We start from the raw sequence: 25,295 nt of genomic DNA, 5'->3' as shown, positions 1-25,295 counted from the left end.
ATAGTACCAGGAAGAAAAGAGTACGCTTTACAGTATTAGTTATATGGAAAGGTCTTACGATAGAGTCGCATAAAGTTGAGTAAGGGGGATAAACATATGAGTACTTCAAATTTGAATGAAATCAGTAAACAAATTTTAATAGAGGAGGAAACACTTCAATTTTCCTCTTTTACAAATGAAGATGCACTGCAAATAGGTTTATTTATCGTTGAAACAGCGAAAAAGGAAGGGAAATTGATTGCTGTTGATATAGCGAAAAATGGTGTACAACTATTTCATTTTAAGATGACAGGGACAACTGCAGAAAATACGCAATGGATTGAGCGTAAAAAACGAGTTGTTTCTTTGCACAATCATAGCTCGTATTATATGCAAATACAAAGTGAAATAACGGGCGTTCCATATAATGAAAAGTATCTTTTAGATAGGTCGGATTATGCTGCGTTTGGTGGATGTGTTCCTGTCCAAATAAAAGACGTAGGGGTTATTGGAATGATAACTGTTTCAGGATTACCACCAGAAGAAGATCATGAATTAGTTATAAGGGCAGTTAAAAATCATTTGAAGCAATAGTAAAAAGGCAAAATCGAACAAGAATATGTTCGGTTTTGCCTTTTTATTATGCAATTCATGAACATATTTCTAATAAGGTGTTACGGAATGGAAAATCTTTAATTCGAGACAATTTTCTTGACGAGAATAATCTATGTAGTTAATATGGTGGATATAACATAATTAAATTACTAAAAGTAATTAAGTTATTTTATATAAGTTAAAGTAGGTAAGTAGTATGTGGTAAAAATGCTTTGAATTGCCACTATTAATATTGGGGACAATTAGAAAGCGACAAATATAAAAAATTAAAAGTTAAGAAGCAAGAGTGGATCAACCATAATGGCAGCTTCTGTACAATGCATTTTTACTATGGTAACAATGACTATACATCACGAGGGGGACTGAAATTGGAATCAATGACCTTTGTTTTATTTGGAGCAACAGGGGATTTAGCTAAAAGAAAAATTTACCCCGCGCTATATAATTTATATAGAGATCAAAAGCTTCCAAAGCAAATATCCGTTATTGGGCTTGGAAGACGTGAAGTATCTCATTTAGATTTTCAAAAAAGAGTAAAAGAATCCATAGAAACTTTTTCTCGTCGCAGGGAAGAAGGTACTCCGGAAGTAGAAGATTTTTTAGAGTATTTTCGTTATTGTCCGTTAGATGTGAATAAGCCGGAAGATTATAAAAGGTTATTACAAGTAGTTCGTGAAAGGGAAGAAGAACAAAATATACAAGGGAATAGAATGTTCTACCTTTCAGTTACTCCTGACTTCTTTGAGACCATTGCTTTAAACATTAAGGAAAGTGGCCTCGATGAAACGGATGGATGGAAACGTCTAATGATTGAGAAACCGTTTGGTCATGATCTTCCATCTGCTCGAGAGCTAAATGATAAGCTTAGCCGAACGTTTGAAGAAGACGAAATATACCGTATTGATCATTATTTAGGTAAACCGATGATTCAAAACATTGAAGCACTTGAATTTGCAAATCCTGTTCTCCAATCGATTTGGAATAAAGAACATATTGCGAATGTACAAATAACAGCGAGTGAAACGGTTGGTGTAGAAGAAAGGGCAGGATATTATGATCATGCAGGGGCCATTCGCGATATGGTTCAAAATCATATGTTGCAAATATTAATGATGACTGCAATGAATTTGCCGGAAAAGATAAATGCATGTGAAATTCGTGAGGAAAAACGAAAGGTAATGGAGACTCTTCGTAAAGTGAAAAAAGAAGACGTTCAGAACCATATCATTCGCGGGCAATATGCTTCAGGGGAGATAAAGGGCCAACAAGTTGCAGCGTATAGAGAGGAGCCAGGAGTAAATCCTTCTTCTCAAACAGACACATTTGTTGCGGCGCGCCTATGGATTGATAACCCATTTTGGACTGGCGTTCCTTTTTATATACGAACAGGAAAAAGAATGAAAGAAAAATCTACTCGTATTGTAATTGAATTTAAAAATACATTAAAACAGCAATATCAAGATAGTAATCCAAATGCGGAGCCTAATTTGTTAATCATTGAAATTAGCCCAAATGAAAATGTTTCACTCCAATTAAATAGTAAAAATCCATTGAACAATGGAGAGCTTGAACCGATCCGTATCCATTTTACATGTGAGCAAACAGGAGTGGGAATACCTGAAGCTTATGAAAGACTTATCTATGATGCTATATGCGGAGATTCTACATTCTTTGCACACTGGAGAGAAGTTGAATTGTCATGGGAATGGATACAGCCGATACTTGAAGCATTCGAGGAAAACTTGTTACCACTTCATGAATATAAGTCGGGTTCGTATGGTCCAGATACTGCGAATGCTCTATTACAAGAGAGTGAGTTTAAATGGTGGCTAGATGAGGAATTGAAAAAATAAGTACATTCTTACAAGTAAAGCAATATGACAAAAAGATATTCATCATTGTATTAATGTGTATTTATGATGAAAGGTAATTCAAGGAGGAATTATATTATGAGAGTAGGATTAATTGGTTTAGGAAAAATGGGATTAAATTTAGGGAAGAATTTAATGGATCATCAACATGAAGTAGCAGCATTTGATTTAAATACGAGTGCAGTGGAAGAAATGAAAGAGTACGGTGCTACAGGTACATCTAGTTTAAGCGAACTTGTTCAATCATTGGAATCACCAAGAATTCTTTGGGTAATGGTTCCGCATGCTGTTGTTGATTCTGTTATTAATGAGATTACACCGCTTTTATCAAAAGGAGATATTTTAATTGAAGCTGGTAATTCGCATTATAAAGAATCTATTCGCCGATATGAGCAATTAAAGAAAGATGGTATTCACTTTATGGATGCAGGAACTTCTGGCGGAATGGAAGGCGCTCGTAATGGTGCTTGTTACATGATCGGAGGAGATCAAGAAGCTTGGGATATCGTTGAACCTATTTTCCGTGATACAGCTGTAGAAAATGGATTCTTATATGCAGGAAAAGCTGGTAGTGGTCACTTCTTAAAAATGGTTCATAACGGAATTGAATACGGTATGATGGCCGCTATCGGTGAAGGATTTGAAATTCTAGAGAAAAGTGAATTTGACTACGATTATGAAAAAGTATCAAGAGTATGGAACAACGGTTCAGTTATTCGCTCATGGTTAATGGAATTGACTGAAAATGCATTTTCTAAAGATGCAAAACTGGATGAAATTAAGGGCGTTATGCATTCTTCTGGTGAAGGGAAATGGACAGTAGAAACGGCATTAGACCTTCAAACAGCAACTCCTGTTATCGCAATGTCTTTATTAATGCGCTACCGCTCATTAGACAATGATACGTTTACAGGAAAAGTTGTAGCAGCACTGCGCAATGAATTTGGTGGACATGCAGTAGAAAAGAAATAAACATTTTACAAGTATAACTCGTTAACGTTTAAAAAATGGAGGGAATAAAACATGAAGTTTTTTATTGATACTGCAAATCTTGAGGACATAAAAAAAGCATATAAACTAGGTGTTTTAGCTGGTGTTACAACGAATCCGTCTTTAGTAGCAAAAGAAGGCATTAAGTTTGAAGACCGTATTGCAGAAATTTGTCAGGCAGTACCTAACGTTGAATCTGTTTCGGCAGAAGTAACGCCAGATGCTGTTACAGCCGAAGAGATGATTGCTCAAGCAGAAGAACTGATTAAAATTAACGGTGGCGATGAAAAAGTTACAATAAAACTTCCGATGACACTAGCAGGATTAGAAGCTTGTCGCTACCTTACTGAAAAAGGTGTGAAAACGAACGTTACACTTATTTTCACTGTGAACCAAGCTCTATTAGCTGCTCGAGCAGGTGCAACGTACGTTTCTCCATTTTTAGGACGCTTAGATGATATTTCTGAAGATGGCGTATTATTAGTTGCTAAAATTGCTGAATTATTCGATGTTCATCTATTAGATACACAAATTATTGCGGCTTCTGTTAGACACCCAGATCATGTCACTCGTGTAGCGATGGCAGGTGCTCACATTGCAACAATTCCTTATAAAGTAATTGAACAACTTGCTATGCACCCATTAACAGATCAAGGTATAGAAAAGTTCGCTGCGGATTGGGCGAAAGCGCCTAAGTTATAAGGAAGTAAAGCTTTCACAAATTGCTTTTTTACGAGAGGACTAATCTTTATGTAACTTCATCCTGTAAAATAAATCCCGAGTTTGGTACCTTATTACGTGAAAGCAGCAATATGAAAAGACACCATGCAGTTTCAAAACAGCACAATGGTTATAAAAAGGCCCCATTATGAGAGTGAAGTTTATGAAAACGTAGCTCTCATAATGAAGTGTCTTTTTTGTTATCGGAATAATTTGAAAGGGGTTACATAGTGAGTTCGAAATATATGATTGGTGTAGATATTGGAACAACTAGTACAAAAGCAGTTTTGTTTTCGGTTGATGGATCTGTTATTGCAAGTCATGGGATTGAATATCCTTTATATTCTCCCGCACCAGAAACAGCGGAACAAGATCCAGAAGAGATTTTTCAAGCGGTCATACATACGATTAAGGAAACTATACAATCAAGTAATGTGCAGCCAGTTGATATTCTTTGTGTTTCTTTTAGTTCGGCCATGCATAGTGTCATTGCTGTAGACGAAGTAGGGAAGCCGTTAACGAGATGTATTACTTGGGCAGATAATAGAAGCGCAAGCTGGGCAGAAAAAATAAAGAATGATATGAATGGTCATGAAATTTACCTTCGTACCGGAACACCAATCCACACTATGTCACCACTTTCAAAATTAGTTTGGCTTAAAAATGAACATGCTGAGTTATTTGCAAAAAGCTATAAATTCATCTCTATTAAAGAGTATGTTTTCTATAAGTTATTTAAGGAATATGTAATTGATCATTCTATTGCATCAGCGACAGGAATGTTCAATTTGAAATCTTTAAAATGGGATGAAGAAGCCTTGCGTATTGCAGGAATTACAGAGGAAAAGCTATCTACCGTTGTTCCAACGACGCACAGTTTAATCGGGATAAATGAAGAACTTGCAAGAGAGATGAATGTACGTGTTACTACTCCTTTTATAGTCGGTGCGAGTGATGGGGTACTATCGAATTTAGGTGTAAATGCAATAGAACCTGGAGTAGTTGCTATTACAATTGGTACGAGCGGTGCAGTGCGAGTTGTGACGAATCAGCCAGTAACGGATCCGAAGGGTAGGACTTTTTGTTATGCGTTAACTGAGGACCTATGGGTAATTGGTGGACCAGTTAATAATGGTGGTATGATTTTTAGGTGGGTTCGCGACCAATTATGTACGTTAGAAGTTGAGCATGGTAAACGTTTAGGGAAAGATCCATATGAAGTGCTTACGGAAATAGCAGCGAAAGTGAATCCTGGATCGGATGGTTTATTGTTTCATCCATATTTAGCAGGCGAAAGAGCTCCTTTATGGCATGCGAATGCGCGGGGATCTTTCTTTGGGCTTGGACTACACCATAAGAAGGAGCATCTTATCCGTGCTGTTTTAGAAGGAATCATTTATAACTTGTATACAGTTCTTCTTTCGTTAAAAGAATTAATTGGCGAACCGAAAAAAATTCAAGCGACAGGTGGTTTTGCAAGGTCAGAACTTTGGAGACAGATGATGGCAGATATTTTTCATCAAGACGTATACGTTCCGGAAAGTTTCGAAAGCTCTTGCCTAGGAGCGGCAATCCTCGGTTTATATAGTTTAGGTGAAGTAGGCTCATTACACGTAGTTTCTGAAATGGTAGGTGCCAACTTTTATCATGAGCCAAACATGGAAAGTGTGGAGAAATATAAAGAATTAACACCGATCTATATTCGTTTGGCCCGTCATCTGGAAGAAGAATATGAGAGTATAGCTGCTTTTCAGAAAAAGTGGATTTAGAGGCTATTTGGCAGGAAAATATGGTAACTTATAAATAGATACTCAAGTTTTTTTAGATGTTCTTTCAAAAAATAGTTTAAGGTTTTTCTGTAAAAAATATGATGAACAGAAACTATAGGGAGAGGGTTATGAAAATGGCGGATAACAAAGAGTTTATTGGATATGTTGGAACGTACACGAAAGAAAAAAGTGAAGGAATATATAAATTTATTTTAGACACGAAAGCAAATAAAATTAGTAATGTAACGCTTGCGGCTAAGGTGGATAACCCTACATATGTAACGATTAGCAAAAATAATAAATATCTCTATTCTGTTGTTAAAGACGGAGAAGCTGGTGGTGTAGCTGCTTATTCAATTAATGGTCATACTGGAGAGTTAACGGAACAAAACAGACAAGTAGTAGAAGGCGCTTCTCCTTGTCATATTAGTGTGGATAGTGAAAACGGTACGGTAGTTACAGCGAATTACCATAAAGGAACGATTGAGTCTTTTGTAGTAAATGAGGAAAATGGAACTGTACATGCTGCTTCATCTATTATGACGCATAAAGGTTCAGGTCCGAACAAAGAAAGACAAGAGAAACCACATGCACATTACGCGGGATATACGCCAGATGAAAAATATGTGGTGGGTGTTGATTTAGGAATTGATAAAATACTTACGTATGAAATAAAAGATAGTAAGTTAAAAGAAGTAAATAGCTTGTCTGTGAACCCAGGAAGTGGTCCTAGACATATTGCTTTTCATCCGAACGGAAAGCACGCTTATGTCATGACTGAACTTAGTTCGGAAGTTATTGTGTTAACGTATCATCCGGAAGAAGGGTCCTTTACAGAGTTGCAGTATATTTCTACTGTTCCGAAAGAATTTGATGACAATAGTCAAGGAAGTGCGATTCATATTTCTTCTGACGGCCGTTTTGTATATGCAGCGAACCGCGGCCATAATAGTATTGCTGTTTTCAGTGTGGATCAAAATTCAGGTGAGCTTACATTTGTTGCACATACATCTACAGAAGGAAATTGGCCGAGGGACTTTGTATTAGACCCGACTGAAAAGTTTCTTATTGCTACAAATGAAAAGTCACATAATCTTGTGCTATTTTCAAGAAATGAAACGACAGGGGAGTTAACTCTGTTAGAATCTGATGTTATTGTACCAGAGCCTGTTTGTGTGAAGTTTTTGAACATTTGATTTGAGTTGAAATTCTGTTCGATATATTTGAAAAATCGTTGATATAATTTCAAATCCCAAAAAACAGTAAAAAAAGCAAAGCGATATCGCTTTGCTTTTTTTACTGTTTTTTCTTAGGTCTACGAACTAATTCGCCGCCGCAGTTTGGGCAAACGTTTTGTCTCTCTTCTGTACATGGTGCACAAAATGTACATTCATATACGCAAATGTAAGCTTCTGAAGTTGGTTCGAGAGATTGATCGCAAATTTGACAGTTTGTTTTCATTTCGAGTGCCATAGTAAGTCTCCTTTTAATTTGAATATTTGTAATTTAATTATAATTCATTTGATAGAAACTGTCTTTTTCAATTGAAAGGAAATTAGATGATAAAGTTATGATTTGAAATGAAAGAGGCTCTTTTATTTTAAAATTGATTATTTCATGCAGTTGGAATATTATGAAATAGTCAAAAGACAACAGGGGGTATATATTTTGACTAATCATAATGATCATTTAAAAGCAAACTGCGAAAAATGTTTCGGTTTATGTTGTGTAGCATTACCATTCGCAGCATCGATAGATTTTGCGGTGAATAAAGATGGCGGGAAACCATGTTCTAATTTGCAGTCAGATTATAAATGTAGCATACATAAAAATCTTAGAGAAGAAGGTTATAAAGGTTGTACAGTATTTGAGTGTTTCGGTGCTGGGCAGAAGATTTCGCAAGTCACATTTAACGGGATTGATTGGCAGAAAGATGCTAAGCATGCGAGAAAAATGTATGATGCTTTCCCGATTATGCATCAGCTTCATGAAATGCTTTGGTATTTGAATGAGGCTATTTTTTTACAGGCGACACAACCGATTCATAAAGAACTAAGTAAAGCAATTGAAGAGACGGAGCGTCTTTCAAATTTAAATGCGGACGAGTTAATGAAAGTAAATATTCCGTTACACCGTGCAGAAGTAAATGTGTTACTTTTAGAAACGAGTGAGCTCGTTTGGAAGGAAATGAATGCAATGAATAAGAAACGAATGAGTCACCGCGGGGCAGACCTTATGGGGGCAAATTTAAAGAAGAAAGATTTGCAAGGAGCGAATTTAAGAGGAGCATACTTAATTGCGGCTAACTTAAATGGAGCAAATTTAAGGGGAGCAGATCTTATTGGAGCAGATTTGCGAGATGCAGATATTCGCGGGGCGGATTTTACAAATAGTATTTTTCTGACGCAAGTTCAAATTAACGCGGCGAAAGGGGATACACATACGAAATTACCGAAAATGTTGTCCCGTCCATCGCATTGGAGTGCGTAAAGAATGTGGAGTGAAATAGCTTAGATATGTTTCAATATTTAGAAGAAATGCAAGAAGATATATTTTCGTTATCAATAGAGAGAATAGAATTGAAGTATTTTGAAATTTGTAGCATGTTATCGTCTACAGAATATGCAGAACGAATTAAAGCAATTAATTTAGAGTCATATAAGGAAAGTATGCGAGTAGGTTTGGATGCAGCTGTAGAAATGGCTACTAATGAAGAAGCAAAAGCGATTTATTTTGAGTATGATCTTGATTACGAGTGGAATAGCCAGTTTTATATTTGTGAGGAGTATGTTCCACTTGAAGAAGAGGATGATGATTGGGCTTCTGAATGGACATATGATGTTGAGGGACCGAAGTCTATACAATTAGCAGATGTGTATGCTAAAAATGGTTTTGATACAAATGAAAAGGCAATTGGGATAACTGTATATTTAATTGCCAGAACGGTATGTAATTTTATAAGTGCATGTAGTAATGTACAAAGTAATATACCAGTTTGTATTGGTTTTCATGATCAAGACCCAATTATACGAACAGGCAGAGATTAAAAATCTCTGCCTGTTTTTTCATTTCTTTTCAAAAGTAGTAATGAAAACACTACATACAATAAGAATACCACCGATAAAAAAGTTACTATTTAATGTCTCATTTAAGAGCAGCCAACCAAGCAATGATCCGACGATAGGTTGGAAGAAGAAAAATAATGATCCGATGCTTGCGTCCATTAATTCTAATCCTTTATTCCAAAGGAAAAAGGCACCTGCTGTTGAGACGACTCCTAAGTAAACTACGCCTAATATTACGTACGTATTTACTGTTTCGATAGAGGTTGATTGTAGTTCCCATATCATAAAAGGTGTAATGAAAAAGAGTGAAAAGAATATGGCGTACGTTGTAATAATTAAAGATGAAAATTGAGCTGAAGCAATTTTCACATAAATGGATAGTAAAGCCCATGTAATTGCGGCCCCGACTAATATGATTGTACCGATAAAATAGGAGCCAATTTCAATATCCCATCCAATGACGATAATGACACCGATTGTCGCTATTATAGTAGATAGCAGTCTGCGAGCGGTTAGTTTTTCTTTTAAAATAATCGCTGCAAATATAACCATAAATGCAGGTGTAGCTGATGTTACTAACGAGCCTGTATGAGCGTCAGATAATTTTGTTCCGATAAATTGACATGTAATCGAAATGAAATATCCGATAAATCCAATCCAAGCGAATAAAAGCCAATCTTTTTTGTGAATGGTTACTTTCTTCTTTTGCGTTTTCTCAGCTATTTTCAAAATTTCATATAAAACAACAAAAGCAATGATAAAGCGTAGCCAAACGAGTGTCAGTGGTGGGATAAAGTCGAGTACGTATTTACTAACAACATACATACCACCCCATATACTAGCTGCTAGTGATAAACATATAGCTCCTAAAATTGTTTGTTTCATGTAAAGTACCTCCGTCTATTTTTAGGGTATTATGAGTTCCCTAAGACGAGGCATAGTGTACGTGTTATTTGAATGCCCGCCTTAGTTTATAGACGGCCTACAGGTTGATCGTTTTCGAATGAAGTGTTGTAGTACATGAGTGCATTCCTCCTTCATAATTTTATAATGATATTATAACTTAATTTTCAGTTTATTGTCGGTGTTTCTTTAGAAAATGGAAATGGTGGTTGTCTAAGAAAGCATAGTATATGGTAGAAAAACATATTTTTAAAATAACAGAAACCAATTACATAACTGATAAGTATAGTAACAGTAGGATGAAAAAGTAGATTAATAGAGAACGAGGAGGAGATTTACATTACTACAACCGTTATTTCTCATTTTTATAACGAAGAGTATTTATTGCCGTGGTGGCTTGCTCATCATACGAAACTGTTTGATCATGGTATTTTAATTAATAAAGGTTCAACTGATCGTTCGGTTGAAATTTGTAAAAAGTTCGCGCCGCACTGGGAGGTACGAGATTCTACAAATCCAGAATTTGATGCGCTAGCGACAGATAATGAAGTAATGAGGGTGGAACAAGAAGTGAAAGGATGGAAAATGATTTTAAATACGACCGAGTTTCTTTGTGTGCAAGATAAAAATCAGTTTTGGAAATCACTGAATGAATTGGGAGGGAGGATGTATTGGCTGGAAGGGCTTATTATGGTCGATGACCTTAACTATAATTATCCGGACCTTAACTTTGGAATACCTTTAATGAAACAGCGATTTCACGGTTATTTACCAGAAGATTGGGCGTTATGGAGAAGAGGTAGATTTATTCATAATCATGAGCATGGAAGTTATACGGTTGGAAGACATTTATCTGCACATGAATCTATGGTTTATCCGCCACTTGCATGTATTGCATGGTTCGGTTTCAGCCCTTGGAACGATGCGATGAGAAAGAGGAAATTACAAATTGGTCCGACTCTTTCCGAAGCTAGTAAACAAGGGGGAATGGGAACGCATCATATTATTACACCTGAAAAATTAGAAGAATGGTATAAGGGTTTAGCAAGAGGGACGAAGGATTTACGTTTTAGTGATGCGTATCGTTATGCTTTTTTATAAATGATTCCCACCATAAAATTGTTTCTTCGATTCCAGTATTTAGATCGTATGTTGGTTTCCAGTTTACTTCATTTTTTAAACGCTCTACATTAACGCCGACAAATAAAGGTTCATCTGTAGAGAAAGGGATTGCCCCTAGTTTCATTAAATGTTCTTTTCCTATCTTTTTAGCAATGATAGAAGCTAATTTTTTAATTTGTACAGATTGACCAGAAGCGATATTGATTGTGCCTGTAACGCCATATTCTAATACTGTTACGAGAGCATCAGCGACGTCGCTCACATGGAGGAAATCTCTTGATTGTTTTCCGTGTGTACATAGTGCTTCCTCATTTTTTAATAAGGAAGTGATAATGTTAGAAACGAGCCGATTACCTTGTTCGTGAGGGCCATACATATGAAAGATGCGGCCCCAACACATGCTGAGGTCGTTTTGCTCAGCGTATGATTGTAGCCAGGAGTGTAGTGCGTTTTTACATAATGAATACGGGGTTTTATAGGAAAGAAGCGGTGAATCTTCAAATAGTACGCCGTTAAACCATTCATATTCTGCGCCAGTACCTGCAACAACAACTCGCTCTCCGCCGCATGTCGTGAAGTGTTGAATTAATGAGATACTGGATGTAAGCCAATAGTAATTATGAATAGATACATAACACGCTGGAGGCACTGCCTCCCAAGCTAAATGAATGAGATGACTAGGCTTCATGTCGTAAATGAGTTTTTTTACTTCTTCATCGCAAAGTAAGTTTACTTTATGCCAATGACAAGAAAGGTGAGAAGGTTTATTTGAATTGTAAGTGGCGTGCACTTCATATCCCTTTTGTATAAGAGAATTTACAACATATTTACCAATCCATCCACTACCGCCTGTTACAAGGACTTTTTTCATGACTCAATTACCTCAACTTCTGGTATCGTTACTAAAAATTTGCCGCCCCATTCACGAATGAAAGAGCATTCTTTCATAATTTCATCTTTTAAATTCCAAGGGAGGATGAGGATATAATCAGGTTTTGTGCGCTTAATTTCTTCTGGAGATTTTATTGGAATGCGGGTGCCTGGTAGAAGGAGATTTTGTTTGTGAGGGTTTTTATCTACTGTATAAGCTAGAAACTCTTTCCCTATCCCGCAATAATTTAAAAGGGTGTTTCCTTTAGCAGGAGCACCGTAGCCGATAATTTGTTTGTTTAAAGCTTTTGCTTCGATAAAAAATTTTAAAATATTTATTTTCAATTGTTCGATGTGTTTAGAGAAAAGGAGATAGCAATCTAATGTATCTAGCCCGTGATCTACTTCTTTTTGGATTAAATTTGTAACATTGGAATGGATAGTGGATGAGTCATGATGATGGTTTATAAAAATACGCAATGAACCACCGTGCGTTGCAAGTTCTTCTACATCGACAATTTGTAAATGATGATGAGCTAAAACTTTTTGAAGACTTATAAGTGAGAAATAGGAGAAATGCTCATGGTAGATCGTATCAAACTGTTTACATGATATGAGATTTAATAAGTGTGGGAATTCAATTGTTATCGTGCCATCTTGTTTTAATAACGTTTTTAAACCGGCGACAAAATCATGTAAGTTCGGAACGTGTGCCAATACGTTATTTGCGACGATTAAATCTGCTTGCGGTAATTTTTTTGCTAAGTCATTGTTGAAAAAATTTACTTCAGTAGGGATTCCTTTTTGGATAGCGATTTCTGCTACATTTTTTGCTGGCTCAATTCCTAACGTCTCGATATTTTCTTTTTGAAAGTATTGTAATAAGTATCCATCGTTACTCGCGATTTCAATTACTTTCGAATGGTTTGTTAAGTTAAAACGCTTAATTGCCATTTCTACGTATTGCTTAGCGTGTAGTAGCCAGCTTGATGAGTAAGAACTGAAGTATAGATAGTCATGAAAAATACTGTGCGGAGATTCAAATTCATCTAATTGTACAAGCAAACAAGAGTGACAAACAAATGTGTGTAGCGGATAAAATGGTTCCATCTTATATGAATTTTCAGGAGCTACAAATGAGTTAGCCAGAGGGGAAACTCCTAAATCTAAAAAAGTATTTGTTAGTAATGAGTGGCAAAAACGGCATTTTTTTTGTTCCATTTTATAGCCTCCTTATAAATTTTTGAATGCATCGATTTGTTGTCGCGTGAAAGATTCCATATTTTCACCAGATGCATATTTTTTGTACCAATCAACAGTCCACGCGATAGAATGGTCTGTTGATAACTTAGGTGTCCAACCGAGTTTATTTACTGCTTTTGTACTGTCGAGTGTTAAGATAGGGGATTCATAAGGAGTGTTTGTATGAGGAGAAAGTATTTTTAGTGGTTGATTCCATAATTGCATTATAGCCTGAATGACATCATGAACGGTTCTGTTAGGTTCATTCATCGGACCGAAATTCCACGCTGCTGCATATTCAGCGTCTTTCCATAGCTTCTCAGCTAAAAGGGTATAGCCATGTAAAGGATCTAATACGTGTTGCCATGGGCGAATAGCGTGTTTGTTTCTAATATTTAATGTACCATCTTGTAAATATGCACGAATGACATCTGGGAATAATCGGTCTTCTGCCCAATCACCACCGCCGATAACGTTACCTGCTCTTACTGAGGCAATTTTCTGAGTATGAGTGCGGAAGAATGATTTTTGATAGGATGTTGCAACTAGTTCAGCACACGCTTTACTAGCGCTATAAGGGTCGAAACCACCTAACCGGTCACTTTCTACGAATGCCTGGTTGCCGCTCCCATCATTTTCATAGCATTTATCACTTGTAACATTAATGATACTACGTATACTTTCTATATGTTTTGCGGCTTCTAATACGTGAACAGTACCTAAAACATTCGTTTTAAATGTTTCGATAGGATTTTTGTATGAAATGGTGACAATCGGCTGGGCTGCTAAATGAAAAAGTATGTCTGGGTTATGTTGCTTTAGGGCCCGGAATAAAGAATCGAAATCTGTAATGTCGCCATTAATGGATGTGCACTCTTTTGCTACGTTACCTTGTTCAAAAAGGTTAGGGATGGATGGAGGATGAGAAGAGTAGCCGATTACTTCTGCACCTAATGAAGTTAAAAAGAGGGTGAACCATGAGCCTTTAAAGCCCGTATGTCCTGTAATAAATACTTTTTTCTTATTCCAAAAAGATGATGAAGCCATATTACCAAACCTTCCATGGAGCGTTATGATTTTCCCATAGCTCGACTAATTTATTTTTATCGCGCAATGTATCCATCGGATGCCAAAAACCAGTATGCTGATATGCGGCTAATTCGTTTTTGTTTACTAACTGAACTAAAGTGTCTGTTTCAAAAACTGACTTATCTCCATTAATGTAATTGAAAACATCAGGATTTAAAACGAAAAATCCACCGTTAACCCATCCACCATCTCCGAGTGGTTTCTCTTGAAAAGATGTGACAGACTGTTTATCTAAGATGAGAGAACCGAATCTACCAGGAGGTTGTACGGCTGTAACAGTAGCTGTTTTTCCTTGTTTTTTATGAAATGCAATGAGTTCTTTTATATTTACATTGCTTAATCCATCACCATAAGTAAGGCAGAAAGGTTCGTTCCCGATGTAATGTTGTATTTTTTTAACCCGTCCACCCGTTTCAGTATTTAGACCGGTATCAATCAGTGTAACTTTCCACGGTTCAATACGATGAGAATGGCTAGTAATTGTATTGTCGCTTAAATGTATTGTGAAATCTGACATGTGTAAGTTGTAATTTAGAAAAAATTCTTTAATTGCATATCCTTTATAGCCTAAGCAAATAATAAACTCAGTAATGCCGTAATGACTATACAAACTCATAATGTGCCATAAAATAGGCTTTGTTCCAATTTCAATCATAGGTTTTGGTTTTAAATGTGTTTCTTCTCCAATCCGAGTCCCGTATCCACCTGCAAGAATAACAGCTTTCATTTTTTCCTCCTACTTATAAAAAAGAATTTGATATCGATGTTGTTATGATATGTACTTAAAATTAGAAAGGAACGGGAAATATCATGGTTACATTCTGTTCGTTTTAGTTTATTGAATTTCGGTATTTTATTATATAGTTAATTTAATAGAATAGATCGTATAAGGTGAGACGATACATTTTGTATAAATTGTGAAAAAGAAACCGTCACGTTTGACTGTACAGTTTATGTATTGTATGATGGTAGTAATATAAACAAGGGGGGAAGATCGTTGGGAAGGTGTATCGAATCGGACAGTTGGCTCTCATGGCTCACGTGTCGAAACGAACGATTGATTATTATACGAATCTAGGAATCTTAAAAGCGGAGCGATCTCAATCTAATTATCGCTATTACGATGAAACAGCATTTGAGACATTACAATTTATTGAGAAGTGCAAAGAAATGCATATGCCGCTTTGTGAGATTAAAGAGAAAATCGAGGAGAAGAAGAAGCTGCTCGGTATCAATGAACACGTTTCGAAACAAGTGAATGAAGTGACAGACCATATTCATCGATTAGAAGCAGAGTTAACGGAGTTAAAGCCGCTTTTAGATGGATTGACTGATTCACAACGTGAAAAAATATCGAAATCTTTATCTGGTCAAACGACAGCTTTAATACAGACACTTGCTCTATTATTATAGAAAAAAGTGAAATCCGACCTCTTTAATTTTTGTATCGGGCTATGTTTTCTAATGAACAAATAAGAAAACATTATAGTATACAGGAGGTGGACACCTTAGTTTTTTAAACTAGGGGGATTCATTGGAAATATTTAATTTAGTCATGGTTGCGATTTTAATCGCATTTACTGGATTTTTCGTAGCAGCAGAGTTTGCGATTGTAAAGGTACGTTCAAGTCGTATCGATCAGCTTGTTGCGGAAGGAAAACGCGGTGCTTTAGCAGCGAAAAAAGTAACAACAAATTTAGATGAATATTTATCTGCTTGTCAATTAGGTATTACAGTTACAGCTATGGGATTAGGTTGGTTAGGTGAACCGACAATTGAAAAGTTACTACACCCGTTATTTGAGAAATGGAACTTAAATCCTTCTGTTTCATCAGTATTAACATTTGGTCTTGCTTTTATGTTAATGACGTATTTACACGTTGTAGTAGGGGAATTAGCTCCGAAAACGATGGCAATTCAAAAGGCTGAAAAAGTAACGTTGTTATTGGCAACACCGTTAATGATGTTCTATAAGATCATGTATCCATTTATTTGGGTATTAAACGGTTCAGCTCGTGTTGTAACTGGCTTGTTCGGTTTAAAACCAGCTTCAGAACATGAAGTAGCTCATACAGAAGAAGAATTACGTCTTATCCTTTCAGAGAGTTATGAAAGTGGCGAAATTAATCAGGCTGAATACAAGTATGTAAATAACATTTTTGAATTTGATAATCGTATTGCAAAAGAGATTATGGTACCGCGAACAGAAATCGTTGGTTTCTACCTGGAAGATTCAGTAGAAGAACACATGAAAGTAATCCAAAATGAGCGATACACACGTTATCCGATTTTTGGAGAAGATAAAGATGATATTATCGGAATGGTCAATGTAAAAGATTTCTTTATTCGATATATGACCGAGGATCAAAAAGATTTATCATCTATTCGCTCGTATATGCGTCCGATTATTGAAGTGATGGAAACGACTCCAATTCACGATTTATTACTTCAAATGCAGAAGAAGCGAATTCCGATGGCTGTTTTATATGATGAGTACGGAGGAACAGCAGGGATTGTAACGCTTGAGGACATCTTGGAGGAAATCGTCGGCGAAATTCGTGACGAATATGATGAAGATGAAGCACCACCAATTCAGCATGTGAATGAGCACCATAAAATCGTTGATGGAAAAGTGCTTATTTCAGAAGTAAAAGATTTGTTTGGATTACACATTGAAGAAGACGATGTGGATACAATTGGTGGCTGGATTATGATGCAAAATCATGAAATTGAAGAAGGACAACATGTTGAGGCGGAAGGTTATGAATTTAAAGTGTTAGAAAAAGACGCTTACCAAATTAAACGTGTTGAAATTCGTAAGATGGAACAAGAGCAAGAAGAAGAGAAAGCAGCAACTGTGTAAGTTGCTGCTTTTCTTCTAAAGTAAAAAATGCGAAATTAGGAGCGGATATTTTGATTCAAGCAGCCTTACGTGTATATCGATTACAATTGTATGCGATCTTTAGTGGTTTACTACTTATGTGGACGATTACTCCGTTTGGAAAACAAGTAACAGGGTTTGGTATCGGATTAGCTGTAAGTGCATATTGTCTTTGGTTATTAGCTCGTAGAGTGGAGAAACTGGGGAAAAGTATCGTAATGAAAGAAAAGGCTCCTGGGTTAGGAGTTTTAAACCGATTTGCAGCAGCCATTTTAGGAGCTATTATCATGTATGAAATTGAGCATGAAATGGAAATGTGGGCATTCGGTACAGGCATTTTAGGTGGTCACTTTTTAATGATTGCAAATTTAGCCTATGCGAATATACAGTTAGTGAAAGAGGAAGAGAAGCAAAGGGAACATGCTTCGAAAAACATAGAGCTATGATAAAAGGGGCCTAATGAGGTTCCTTTTTGTGTTTAAAGCGAGCTAATGAAAGGAATCAAATTTACGACAAATATAATACGCTTCTTTTTTACGTTTTTCAATAGTATGAAAAATATTGTAAAAAAATTTAAAAAGCCATCGATTTCTAAAGGTTATGTATGTTATTATGACAAAAGACTTTTTGAAAGAGGTGGATACCAATGTTACAAGCGTTACTTATTTTTGTGCTTCAAATTATTTACGTTCCAATTTTGACAATCCGTACGATTTTGCTTGTAAAGAATCAAACAAGATCCGCTGCTGGTGTTGGATTGTTAGAAGGGGCTATTTACATTGTCAGTTTAGGTATTGTGTTTCAAGATTTATCAAATTGGATGAACATCGTTGCCTATGTCATTGGCTTTAGTACAGGACTATTATTAGGCGGTTATATAGAGAATAAATTAGCAATTGGTTATATTACGTATCAAGTTAGTTTACTAGACCGTTGTAATGAATTAGTAGATGAATTACGTCACTCTGGATTTGGCGTTACAGTATTTGAAGGTGAAGGTATTAATTCAATCCGCTATCGCTTAGATATCGTTGCAAAGCGTTCTAGAGAAAAAGAACTGTTAGAAATTATTAATGAAATTGCACCGAAAGCGTTTATGTCTTCTTATGAAATTCGCTCATTTAAAGGCGGATATTTAACGAAGGCAATGAAGAAGAGAGCGTTAATGAAGAAGAAAGATGAACATGCATCGTAAAGAAAAGGGAGTAGTGAAGCTTTAAAAGCAAGGCATAATTCCCATATAAAAAGAGAGGAATCTATTTTGAAAAAGATTCCTCTCTTTTTTATAGAAATTACAATTTTTACATATTAAAATAATGATAGGGCATAGAGGAATTTATTCACTTAGGAGGTAGTTATTTGAACATTAACGAGAAGGCAATTGAAACGTTTGAACAAAATAAATGTGAGGAAGCAATGGAACTGTTTCAACGAGCGGTACATGAATCTAGAGATGTACAATCCCTCAATAATCTTGCTTGGATGTACTTTTATGAGGAAGAGAATGATGCTAAAGCTCTTGAATTAATAAGAGAAGTTATTAAGTTGAATCCTTCCTCATACTTTCCTTATAACATTTTAGGGGACATTTACATAAAACAAGAAAGATGGGAAGAAGCGAAAGAAGTATTACAAAAGTCTATTTCGATTCAACCATCGGATGAAGCATTTCACAATGTAGCTGTAGCACATTATAACCTTGGAGAGTTTGAAAAAGCTTCAGAATTTTTCTTGCGAGTTGCAGGGGGTTCGGACTATATCATGTATATCTATGTAAAATGTTTAATTGATTTAGGACGAACGACAGAAGCGAAAGAGAAGTTAGATGCTTTTAACAGGAAATCTGATGATTTTGTAGGAGAAATTAATGTAGCAGATTTATACGTTGAGTTGAAGTGCTATAAAGAAGCCATTCAATGCTTCGAAAAGGGATACAAAGAAGTTTGGAAAAGCCCCGATTGGATTGGTAGATTGGTTTATGCTCTATATAAAGCTAATAATTTCACGCGTATAAATGAAGTGATACGGGAATCTATCGAAGCGAAAACAGCAGAAATAGAAGATGTTAAAAATGAGGAAGTAGAAGAAAACTGGACAGAAGAAGATAAGAAAGAGTTAATTGAGGAATATACAGAAGAGAATCATTGTTATAAAGCAATGATAGCACGTATCAAATCTGGATATGTTCCAGAGTTAGAATTTGAAACTTATCATTTAGGGGGGTGCTATTTATTTGGTTGTAAAAGACATAATCATCTTGAATATGGAGAGTGAAAAGATTCGACTGTCACATATGATGGTCGAATCTTTTTATTATAGGTCGCTTTTTGATTCTGAATAATGATTGCGTGGAAGGAGGAAGAGTGTGCGAGATAATCGCCAAAGTGAAAAATTACCGAGCGAAGAGAAAAGGAAAATCAGGTTATAATGTGTAATTTATAGTAGGGGAAGAAAATGGGATGGGGGAATGTAGAATTATGAAAGGTACACAAATGTTAGCGTTAAACAAAAAGTGCTGGGATACAGTGGCACCTTATTTCTTTCAAGTAGATTGTTTACCGAAATACGGCCCGTATACAGCGTCTGAAGATGAGATTCATTTGTTCGATTCAATTAGAAATAAAAAGGTTCTTGATATTGGGTGTGGAAGTGGGCATTCGTTGCAATATATGGCAGATCATGGGGCAGAGGAATTATGGGGTCTTGATCTTTCAAGTGAACAAATTAAAACAGCAAATGAAACGTTAAAGTGTTGGAATCCAACGTTAATATGCGGAGCAATGGAAGAAGAAGGCGATATTCCGAAAGGGTATTTTGATATTGTATACTCCATTTACGCATTAGGTTGGTCTTCTAATTTAAGAAAAACGTTGGAGCTAATTTATTCATATGTAAAGCCAGGAGGAAGTTTTATTTTTAGTTGGGAGCACCCAGTATATTCAAATTTACAGTATGGTACAGAAGAAATTGCTTTTAAATATTCTTATCATAAGGAAACTCCTATTACGTTTGAAACATTTAAAGGAGAAAATGTACAAGCGACATTATATAAGAGAAAAATAAGTACATACATAAATGAGTTAAATAGAGCGGGGTTTACAATTGAGAGAATAGAAGAACCTGAACCATCGACTTCGTTTGGTGGAGAACGGGCTGAGCCGTCTACGAAATATTATTCATTATATAAAGCGAGGATGGTGCCAACTACTTTTATTATTAAGGCGAGAAAGTAAAGTGTTTTTATAAACAGAAGCCTATCATTTCAAATGGATGAAATGATAGGCTTCTTTATTTTAAAAAAATGAGGTCAGAGGTGTACTTTTCTTATAAAAATGCATTTCATATAAAAGGTGTAATTATTTTTGGGGAAGGGGGATTGTTGTGCGTCGTCATAGAAAGTGCAAAAAATTTGGAGTGGCACTGCCTCTTCCGCTTATAGGAGTAACTGGCCCTACAGGTGATAGTGGCCCAACTGGTCCAACTGGAGGGCATGAAGGTCCGGTCGGGCCTCCGGGAATTACTGGACCTACAGGAGCAACTGGTCCACAAGGCCCTCAAGGTATTGAGGGAATACAAGGTCCACGAGGGACAATAGGAGCTCAAGGAATACAAGGGGCCATTGGTGATACCGGAGAGCAAGGAATTACTGGTTCGGTTGGCTTACAAGGTCCTCAAGGATTAATGGGAGAGCAAGGTCCAGTTGGTGATATAGGATTACAAGGAGTAGAAGGTATACAAGGAATTACAGGCCCTGCTGGTAGCCAAGGTCTACAAGGTCCTCAGGGGATACAAGGGGAAATTGGCGAACAAGGACAAACGGGCGCACAAGGAATGCAGGGAGAAATAGGTGTAAATGGGATATTAGGTGTAACGGGCCCACAAGGTCTCCAAGGAGCGCAAGGAATACAAGGTGAGGACGGAACGACGGGTATACAAGGAGAAGAAGGTCCACAAGGCATACAAGGTCCACAAGGCATACAAGGGATTACTGGAGAGCAAGGACACCAAGGTGATCAAGGAATACAAGGTGTAGTTGGCCCAACTGGTTCTACTGGAATACAAGGACCACAAGGGATAAGCGGAATAAAGGGGATAACAGGTGTAATAGGTCCTCAAGGTCCACAAGGTGTTCAAGGTATACAAGGAATAAACGGATCCATAGGTTTTCAAGGAGCAAAAGGAGCACGTGGTATAACAGGAGCAACTGGAAGTATTGGTATACAAGGACCAGAAGGCCCTCGGGGGGCTCCGACGGGAACAACCGGTCCAATTGGTCCATCTAGTGGAGTGACTGGTCCATCTGGCCCGCCCGGTCCACCTGGGGGGCCAACAGGTCCAACGGGTGTAACTGGTGCGCGGGGTGTAACAGGGGGAACTGGTCTAATAGGAGTGCAAGGAATACAAGGGATAACTGGTCCCACTGGTCCTCAAGGTGTAAGGGGAGCACAAGGTTCTCAAGGTGTAATTGGTGTAGCTGGAATGCAAGGTGCACAAGGAATACAAGGAGTTCAAGGAATAACAGGAGCAACAGGTGCAGAGGGGCCTCAAGGAACTCAAGGTCCACAGGGGGAAATTGGGCCAACAGGTGCAGAAGGTGCTAAAGGTGTGCAAGGAATACAAGGGATAACAGGTCAGGTAGGAGCCCAAGGAATACAAGGGTTACAAGGAATAATCGGTCCCACAGGCACAACAGGAGCGGCAGGAGCACAAGGTCCACAAGGAATACGAGGGGAAACAGGAGCAGCTGGAGCACAAGGGATACAAGGGCCTCAAGGGATACGAGGGGAAACAGGAGCAGCTGGATTGCAAGGGATACAAGGACCTCAAGGAATACAAGGGGGAATTGGATTAACTGGTTCTCAAGGTGTTCAAGGTCTTCAAGGAGTCCAAGGAATAATCGGTCCAACTGGTGCGATTGGTTTGCAAGGTCCTCAAGGAATACAAGGTATAGTAGGTCCAACAGGTGCGCAAGGTTCTCAAGGTATACAAGGAATACAGGGAATAACCGGTCCGACAGGTGCGCAAGGAATTCGAGGTCCTCAAGGGAATATAGGAGAAAACGGGATAACAGGACCACAAGGAGTGCAAGGTGCGCAAGGTAATCAGGGACCTGAAGGAGCACAAGGAAATGTTGGGGTTACGGGGGAAACTGGAGAAACAGGAGCAACCGGAGTACAAGGGATACAAGGCGTTCAAGGGATAATAGGGATACAAGGAAGTACAGGAATGACCGGACCTACTGGTGCAACGGGAGTAACAGGAATACAAGGAGTGCAAGGTCCTCAAGGAATACAAGGCCCAACTGGGGCAAGGGGGATAACAGGGGTTAACGGTAGTGTAGGTCCAGCTGGAGCGCAAGGTAGTCAAGGGCCTATAGGTTTTTTAGGAATTGTAGGTGCAACAGGAGCGACTGGTTTACCTAGCGGTGGCGGTTATTTCTTTTCTACTTCAACGAGTGCAATTGCAGCGAATGCATTAATACCAATTAATTCCGGATCTACAGTTTTTGGTTCTGATGTGAGTTTAACAAATGCAACAACTGTAACGTTAAGTACGCCGGGAATATATTTAGTCAGCTATTATTTTCAAGGTGATCCAAATGGGGGGAATGAAACGATTTCCGTGAGGCTTACTTTAAATGGAACGCAAGTCGCGGGGAGTTTTATTTTTTATGTTACAGGAGGTACTTTTGTATTAGAACCAGCGATTTCTAATACGATGGTCATTAATGTTGCTTCTTCAAATGCTACTTTATCTTTACAAAATGGCCCATTAGCTATTGGGCATGTAACGACATTATCTGGTGTGATAACTGCTAGTTTAAATGTATTAAAAATAGTTTGACACGTTAGTTATAACGGGGGAGATGCTTGTGAGGGATCAAGATAAGTGTAGTAAGTTTCAAGCACCTATTCCTTTTCCGGCGTCAGGTATTACGGGGCCAACTAGTCCAACGGGTCCGACAGGTTCTTTAGGTGGACCGACTGGATCGCAAGGAATACAAGGCGTACAAGGGCCAATTGGTCCAACAGGTCCTACAGGAATTCAAGGAGTGCAAGGGGTGCAGGGAGAAATAGGTCCAACGGGTCCAACTGGTTTAACAGGACCACGGGGTGCTCAAGGTATTCAAGGACCGATGGGGGAACAAGGTCCACAGGGAATTCAAGGTGTTCAAGGTATACAAGGAGAAAGGGGGCCGATTGGCCCAACCGGAATACAAGGGATACAAGGTATACCAGGGCCGATGGGAGAAACAGGTCCAACAGGAATACAAGGTATACAAGGCATACAAGGCGAAATCGGGCAGGCGGGTCCAACAGGAATACAAGGTATACAAGGGGTGCAAGGTGAAATTGGTCCGACTGGTCCAACCGGCTCTCAAGGAATTCAAGGAGTGCAAGGTGTAATAGGGCCAACGGGTGCAACTGGTTTGCAAGGGGATCCAGGTCCAACCGGTTCGACAGGTCAGGCGGGGGTAACAGGTCCAACTGGATCTGCAACGGGTCCAACTGGTCCGCCAGGAGGCCCAACCGGTCCAACTGGTCCAGCAGGATCACCGGGAGGTCCAACAGGAGCAACAGGAGCAACAGGGGCGACCGGAGCAACAGGAGCGACTGGCATTCAAGGGGTGCAAGGAATACAAGGACCTACAGGTGCAACCGGTTTAACAGGTTTGCAAGGCGTACAGGGGCCAATGGGGGTAACAGGTCCAACAGGTGACCAAGGAATTCAAGGTCCACAAGGAGTAATGGGAGTAACAGGTCCAACCGGTTTACAAGGTTTACAAGGAGTGCAGGGACCGATAGGAGCAACGGGGCAGGCAGGTCCTCAAGGGGTGCAAGGGGCACAAGGTCCAATTGGTCCAACAGGCCCGCAAGGAATACAAGGAATACAAGGTGAGCAAGGAGTAATGGGAGCAACGGGCCCAACCGGATTACAAGGTCTTCAAGGAATACAAGGCCCAATCGGTCCAACCGGTCCTCAAGGTTTACAAGGGTTGCAAGGTCCAAGTGGTATAACTGGTCCAACCGGTCCTCAAGGGATACAAGGAATTCAGGGGCCACAAGGAGGTATAGGTCCAACTGGTGCGACTGGAATACAAGGAGTGCAAGGTCCACAGGGTCCAATGGGTCCAACAGGTGCAACAGGCCCGCAAGGAATTCAGGGAATCCAAGGAATCCAGGGTCCAACCGGTCCACAGGGTATTCAAGGTCTGCAAGGAATCCAAGGTCCGATTGGTCCAACAGGCCCAACTGGACCTCAAGGAATACAAGGGATAACCGGATCAACAGGTCCAACCGGTCCAACGGGTGCAACCGGACCGACGGGAGCAACTGGTCCACAAGGCATCCAAGGAATTCAAGGACCACAAGGGGTAACAGGTCAAACGGGTGCAACAGGCGAGACAGGAGTAACCGGTCCACAAGGCGTGCAAGGAATCCAAGGACCACAAGGGATAACTGGTCCGACGGGAGCAACAGGAGCGACGGGAATAACAGGTCCTCAAGGAATCCAAGGAATTCAAGGTCCTCAAGGTGTGACGGGAGCAACCGGATCAACCGGAGCGACGGGAGCGACTGGTGCAACAGGCCCAACAGGAATCCAAGGAATCCAAGGAATAACAGGAGCAACAGGGGGAACGGGAGTAACAGGCCCAACCGGTGCCACGGGCCCAACCGGCTTAACAGGATCAACCGGATCATCTGCTATATCAACAGGTGGCGGCTATTTCTTTTCTACATCAACGAGTGCCATTGCAGCAAATGCCAATATTCCAATTAATAGTGGATCTACAGTATATGGAACAGGTGTATCTTTAACTAGTGCCACAACGGTTACCGTATCTACGCCAGGCATATATTTAGTAAGTTATTATTTTCAAGGAGATGCAAGTGCGGGGAATGAGACAGTATCTGTAAGATTATTATTAAATGGAGCCCAACTAACAGGGAGTTTTATACAAAACGTAACGACATCAACTGTAGTAATTGAACCAGCCATTTCAAATACACTTCTTGTGAATGTAACGAGTGCAAATTCAACATTAATATTACAAAATGGTCCGTTAGGTGTAGGGCATGTGACCACTATAGCAGGTGCGATTACGGCAAGTTTAAATGTAGTGAGAATTTTATAAGAAATATAAAAAACACAAGGAATGTCTATACAGACACACCTT

At 38.6% G+C, this 25,295-nt stretch carries 23 protein-coding genes and 1 pseudogene; 18 read left to right on the top strand and 6 right to left on the bottom strand.

What is annotated here, in order from left to right:
* The first annotated feature begins 96 nt into the window (after positions 1-96).
* The 6 genes from PDL00_RS29260 to PDL00_RS29235 all read left to right on the top strand — a co-directional run bounded on the left by PDL00_RS29260 (position 97) and on the right by PDL00_RS29235 (position 7,140).
* Positions 97-573: a heme-degrading domain-containing protein gene (locus PDL00_RS29260; protein ID WP_098345519.1), complete on the top strand. Its 477-nt coding sequence runs from the start codon at positions 97-99 to the stop codon at positions 571-573.
* Between the two features lie 389 nt (positions 574-962).
* Complete coding sequence (zwf, locus tag PDL00_RS29255) at positions 963-2,447, top strand: glucose-6-phosphate dehydrogenase (protein WP_270733060.1); 1,485 nt, start codon at positions 963-965, stop codon at positions 2,445-2,447.
* Between the two features lie 96 nt (positions 2,448-2,543).
* Complete coding sequence (gene gnd, locus PDL00_RS29250; protein WP_242256012.1) at positions 2,544-3,437, top strand: phosphogluconate dehydrogenase (NAD(+)-dependent, decarboxylating); 894 nt, start codon at positions 2,544-2,546, stop codon at positions 3,435-3,437.
* Between the two features lie 51 nt (positions 3,438-3,488).
* Positions 3,489-4,157 (top strand): fructose-6-phosphate aldolase, encoded by a 669-nt coding sequence (fsa, locus tag PDL00_RS29245; RefSeq protein ID WP_000667684.1) that lies wholly within the window; start codon positions 3,489-3,491, stop codon positions 4,155-4,157.
* Positions 4,158-4,402: 245 nt separating this feature from the next.
* Positions 4,403-5,944: a gluconokinase gene (gntK, locus tag PDL00_RS29240; protein WP_270733089.1), complete on the top strand. Its 1,542-nt coding sequence runs from the start codon at positions 4,403-4,405 to the stop codon at positions 5,942-5,944.
* A 128-nt stretch (positions 5,945-6,072) separates the two neighbouring features.
* A complete protein-coding gene (locus tag PDL00_RS29235) occupies positions 6,073-7,140 on the top strand; it encodes a lactonase family protein (RefSeq protein WP_242256014.1) in 1,068 nt (355 codons plus the stop codon).
* Between the two features lie 100 nt (positions 7,141-7,240).
* Here PDL00_RS29235 and PDL00_RS29230 read toward each other — a convergent pair whose 3' ends face one another.
* Positions 7,241-7,417 (bottom strand): DUF1272 domain-containing protein, encoded by a 177-nt coding sequence (locus PDL00_RS29230; protein WP_242256016.1) that lies wholly within the window; start codon positions 7,415-7,417, stop codon positions 7,241-7,243.
* A gap of 195 nt (positions 7,418-7,612) precedes the next feature.
* Between PDL00_RS29230 and PDL00_RS29225 the strand changes: the two genes are divergently transcribed.
* Positions 7,613-8,434 (top strand): pentapeptide repeat-containing protein, encoded by an 822-nt coding sequence (locus PDL00_RS29225; protein ID WP_242256019.1) that lies wholly within the window; start codon positions 7,613-7,615, stop codon positions 8,432-8,434.
* A gap of 26 nt (positions 8,435-8,460) precedes the next feature.
* Entirely contained in the window at positions 8,461-8,991 is a 531-nt protein-coding gene (locus tag PDL00_RS29220) for a hypothetical protein (protein WP_270733056.1), read from the top strand.
* Positions 8,992-9,009: 18 nt separating this feature from the next.
* On the opposite strand, the gene PDL00_RS29215 is transcribed toward PDL00_RS29220, so the two are convergent.
* Complete coding sequence (locus PDL00_RS29215) at positions 9,010-9,894, bottom strand: DMT family transporter (RefSeq protein ID WP_270733053.1); 885 nt, start codon at positions 9,892-9,894, stop codon at positions 9,010-9,012.
* Positions 9,895-10,227: 333 nt separating this feature from the next.
* Between PDL00_RS29215 and PDL00_RS29210 the strand changes: the two genes are divergently transcribed.
* A complete protein-coding gene (locus PDL00_RS29210; RefSeq protein WP_270733087.1) occupies positions 10,228-11,013 on the top strand; it encodes a glycosyltransferase family 2 protein in 786 nt (261 codons plus the stop codon).
* Here PDL00_RS29210 and PDL00_RS29205 read toward each other — a convergent pair.
* The 4 genes from PDL00_RS29205 to rfbF are packed head-to-tail and all read right to left on the bottom strand — an operon-like array spanning position 10,982 to position 14,962.
* Positions 10,982-11,905, bottom strand: a complete 924-nt coding sequence (locus tag PDL00_RS29205) for an NAD-dependent epimerase/dehydratase family protein (RefSeq protein WP_242256025.1) — start codon at positions 11,903-11,905, stop codon at positions 10,982-10,984. The two genes, PDL00_RS29210 and PDL00_RS29205, sit on opposite strands and share 32 nt — an antisense overlap.
* Positions 11,902-13,125, bottom strand: a complete 1,224-nt coding sequence (locus tag PDL00_RS29200; RefSeq protein WP_270733050.1) for a class I SAM-dependent methyltransferase — start codon at positions 13,123-13,125, stop codon at positions 11,902-11,904. Before PDL00_RS29200 ends, PDL00_RS29205 begins: the two co-directional genes overlap by 4 nt.
* A 12-nt stretch (positions 13,126-13,137) precedes the next feature.
* A complete protein-coding gene (gene rfbG, locus PDL00_RS29195) occupies positions 13,138-14,193 on the bottom strand; it encodes a CDP-glucose 4,6-dehydratase (protein WP_270733047.1) in 1,056 nt (351 codons plus the stop codon).
* 1 nt (position 14,194) lies between these two features.
* The gene (gene rfbF, locus PDL00_RS29190; RefSeq protein WP_242256031.1) at positions 14,195-14,962 is read right to left on the bottom strand and encodes a glucose-1-phosphate cytidylyltransferase; all 768 of its coding nucleotides are present in this window, start codon (positions 14,960-14,962) and stop codon (positions 14,195-14,197) included.
* 278 nt (positions 14,963-15,240) lie between these two features.
* Between rfbF and PDL00_RS29185 the strand changes: the two genes are divergently transcribed.
* From PDL00_RS29185 to PDL00_RS29145, 9 genes and pseudogenes are all read left to right on the top strand, one after another.
* Positions 15,241-15,648, top strand: coding sequence for a MerR family transcriptional regulator (locus PDL00_RS29185; protein ID WP_000285637.1), 408 nt, complete (start codon positions 15,241-15,243; stop codon positions 15,646-15,648).
* A gap of 121 nt (positions 15,649-15,769) precedes the next feature.
* A complete protein-coding gene (locus PDL00_RS29180; RefSeq protein ID WP_088029478.1) occupies positions 15,770-17,098 on the top strand; it encodes a hemolysin family protein in 1,329 nt (442 codons plus the stop codon).
* Between the two features lie 50 nt (positions 17,099-17,148).
* Complete coding sequence (locus PDL00_RS29175; protein WP_061678950.1) at positions 17,149-17,562, top strand: ATP synthase subunit I; 414 nt, start codon at positions 17,149-17,151, stop codon at positions 17,560-17,562.
* Positions 17,563-17,762: 200 nt separating this feature from the next.
* On the top strand, positions 17,763-18,311 hold the full coding sequence (locus PDL00_RS29170) for a DUF2179 domain-containing protein (RefSeq protein ID WP_000938441.1): 549 nt from the start codon (positions 17,763-17,765) through the stop codon (positions 18,309-18,311).
* A gap of 164 nt (positions 18,312-18,475) precedes the next feature.
* Entirely contained in the window at positions 18,476-19,390 is a 915-nt protein-coding gene (locus PDL00_RS29165) for a tetratricopeptide repeat protein (RefSeq protein WP_270733041.1), read from the top strand.
* 77 nt (positions 19,391-19,467) lie between these two features.
* Positions 19,468-19,551: pseudogene (locus PDL00_RS29160) on the top strand (CGNR zinc finger domain-containing protein); the annotation flags it as partial.
* 42 nt (positions 19,552-19,593) lie between these two features.
* A complete protein-coding gene (locus PDL00_RS29155; RefSeq protein ID WP_270733039.1) occupies positions 19,594-20,349 on the top strand; it encodes a class I SAM-dependent methyltransferase in 756 nt (251 codons plus the stop codon).
* Between the two features lie 148 nt (positions 20,350-20,497).
* Positions 20,498-22,960, top strand: a complete 2,463-nt coding sequence (locus PDL00_RS29150; protein WP_270733036.1) for a collagen-like protein — start codon at positions 20,498-20,500, stop codon at positions 22,958-22,960.
* A 22-nt stretch (positions 22,961-22,982) separates the two neighbouring features.
* Positions 22,983-25,253, top strand: coding sequence for a collagen-like protein (locus tag PDL00_RS29145; RefSeq protein ID WP_270733033.1), 2,271 nt, complete (start codon positions 22,983-22,985; stop codon positions 25,251-25,253).
* Positions 25,254-25,295: the final 42 nt, after the last annotated feature.

Source organism: Bacillus cereus group sp. TH152-1LC, from assembly GCF_027710505.1.
Classification (GTDB): domain Bacteria; phylum Bacillota; class Bacilli; order Bacillales; family Bacillaceae_G; genus Bacillus_A; species Bacillus_A mobilis.
This window is presented reverse-complemented; position numbering and strand designations above follow the sequence as displayed.

What these genes read in the sequence shown, in the direction of transcription:
- PDL00_RS29260 (WP_098345519.1), top strand. Translation starts at nt 97, where the DNA reads ATGAGTACTTCAAATTTGAATGAAATCAGTAAACAAATTTTAATAGAG.
- gnd (WP_242256012.1), top strand. Translation starts at nt 2,544, where the DNA reads ATGAGAGTAGGATTAATTGGTTTAGGAAAAATGGGATTAAATTTAGGG.
- fsa (WP_000667684.1), top strand. Translation starts at nt 3,489, where the DNA reads ATGAAGTTTTTTATTGATACTGCAAATCTTGAGGACATAAAAAAAGCA.
- PDL00_RS29235 (WP_242256014.1), top strand. Translation starts at nt 6,073, where the DNA reads ATGAAAATGGCGGATAACAAAGAGTTTATTGGATATGTTGGAACGTAC.
- PDL00_RS29230 (WP_242256016.1), bottom strand. Translation starts at nt 7,417, where the DNA reads ATGGCACTCGAAATGAAAACAAACTGTCAAATTTGCGATCAATCTCTC.
- PDL00_RS29220 (WP_270733056.1), top strand. Translation starts at nt 8,461, where the DNA reads ATGTTTCAATATTTAGAAGAAATGCAAGAAGATATATTTTCGTTATCA.
- PDL00_RS29215 (WP_270733053.1), bottom strand. Translation starts at nt 9,894, where the DNA reads ATGAAACAAACAATTTTAGGAGCTATATGTTTATCACTAGCAGCTAGT.
- PDL00_RS29205 (WP_242256025.1), bottom strand. Translation starts at nt 11,905, where the DNA reads ATGAAAAAAGTCCTTGTAACAGGCGGTAGTGGATGGATTGGTAAATAT.
- PDL00_RS29200 (WP_270733050.1), bottom strand. Translation starts at nt 13,125, where the DNA reads ATGGAACAAAAAAAATGCCGTTTTTGCCACTCATTACTAACAAATACT.
- rfbG (WP_270733047.1), bottom strand. Translation starts at nt 14,193, where the DNA reads ATGGCTTCATCATCTTTTTGGAATAAGAAAAAAGTATTTATTACAGGA.
- rfbF (WP_242256031.1), bottom strand. Translation starts at nt 14,962, where the DNA reads ATGAAAGCTGTTATTCTTGCAGGTGGATACGGGACTCGGATTGGAGAA.
- PDL00_RS29170 (WP_000938441.1), top strand. Translation starts at nt 17,763, where the DNA reads ATGTTACAAGCGTTACTTATTTTTGTGCTTCAAATTATTTACGTTCCA.
- PDL00_RS29155 (WP_270733039.1), top strand. Translation starts at nt 19,594, where the DNA reads ATGAAAGGTACACAAATGTTAGCGTTAAACAAAAAGTGCTGGGATACA.
- PDL00_RS29145 (WP_270733033.1), top strand. Translation starts at nt 22,983, where the DNA reads ATGCTTGTGAGGGATCAAGATAAGTGTAGTAAGTTTCAAGCACCTATT.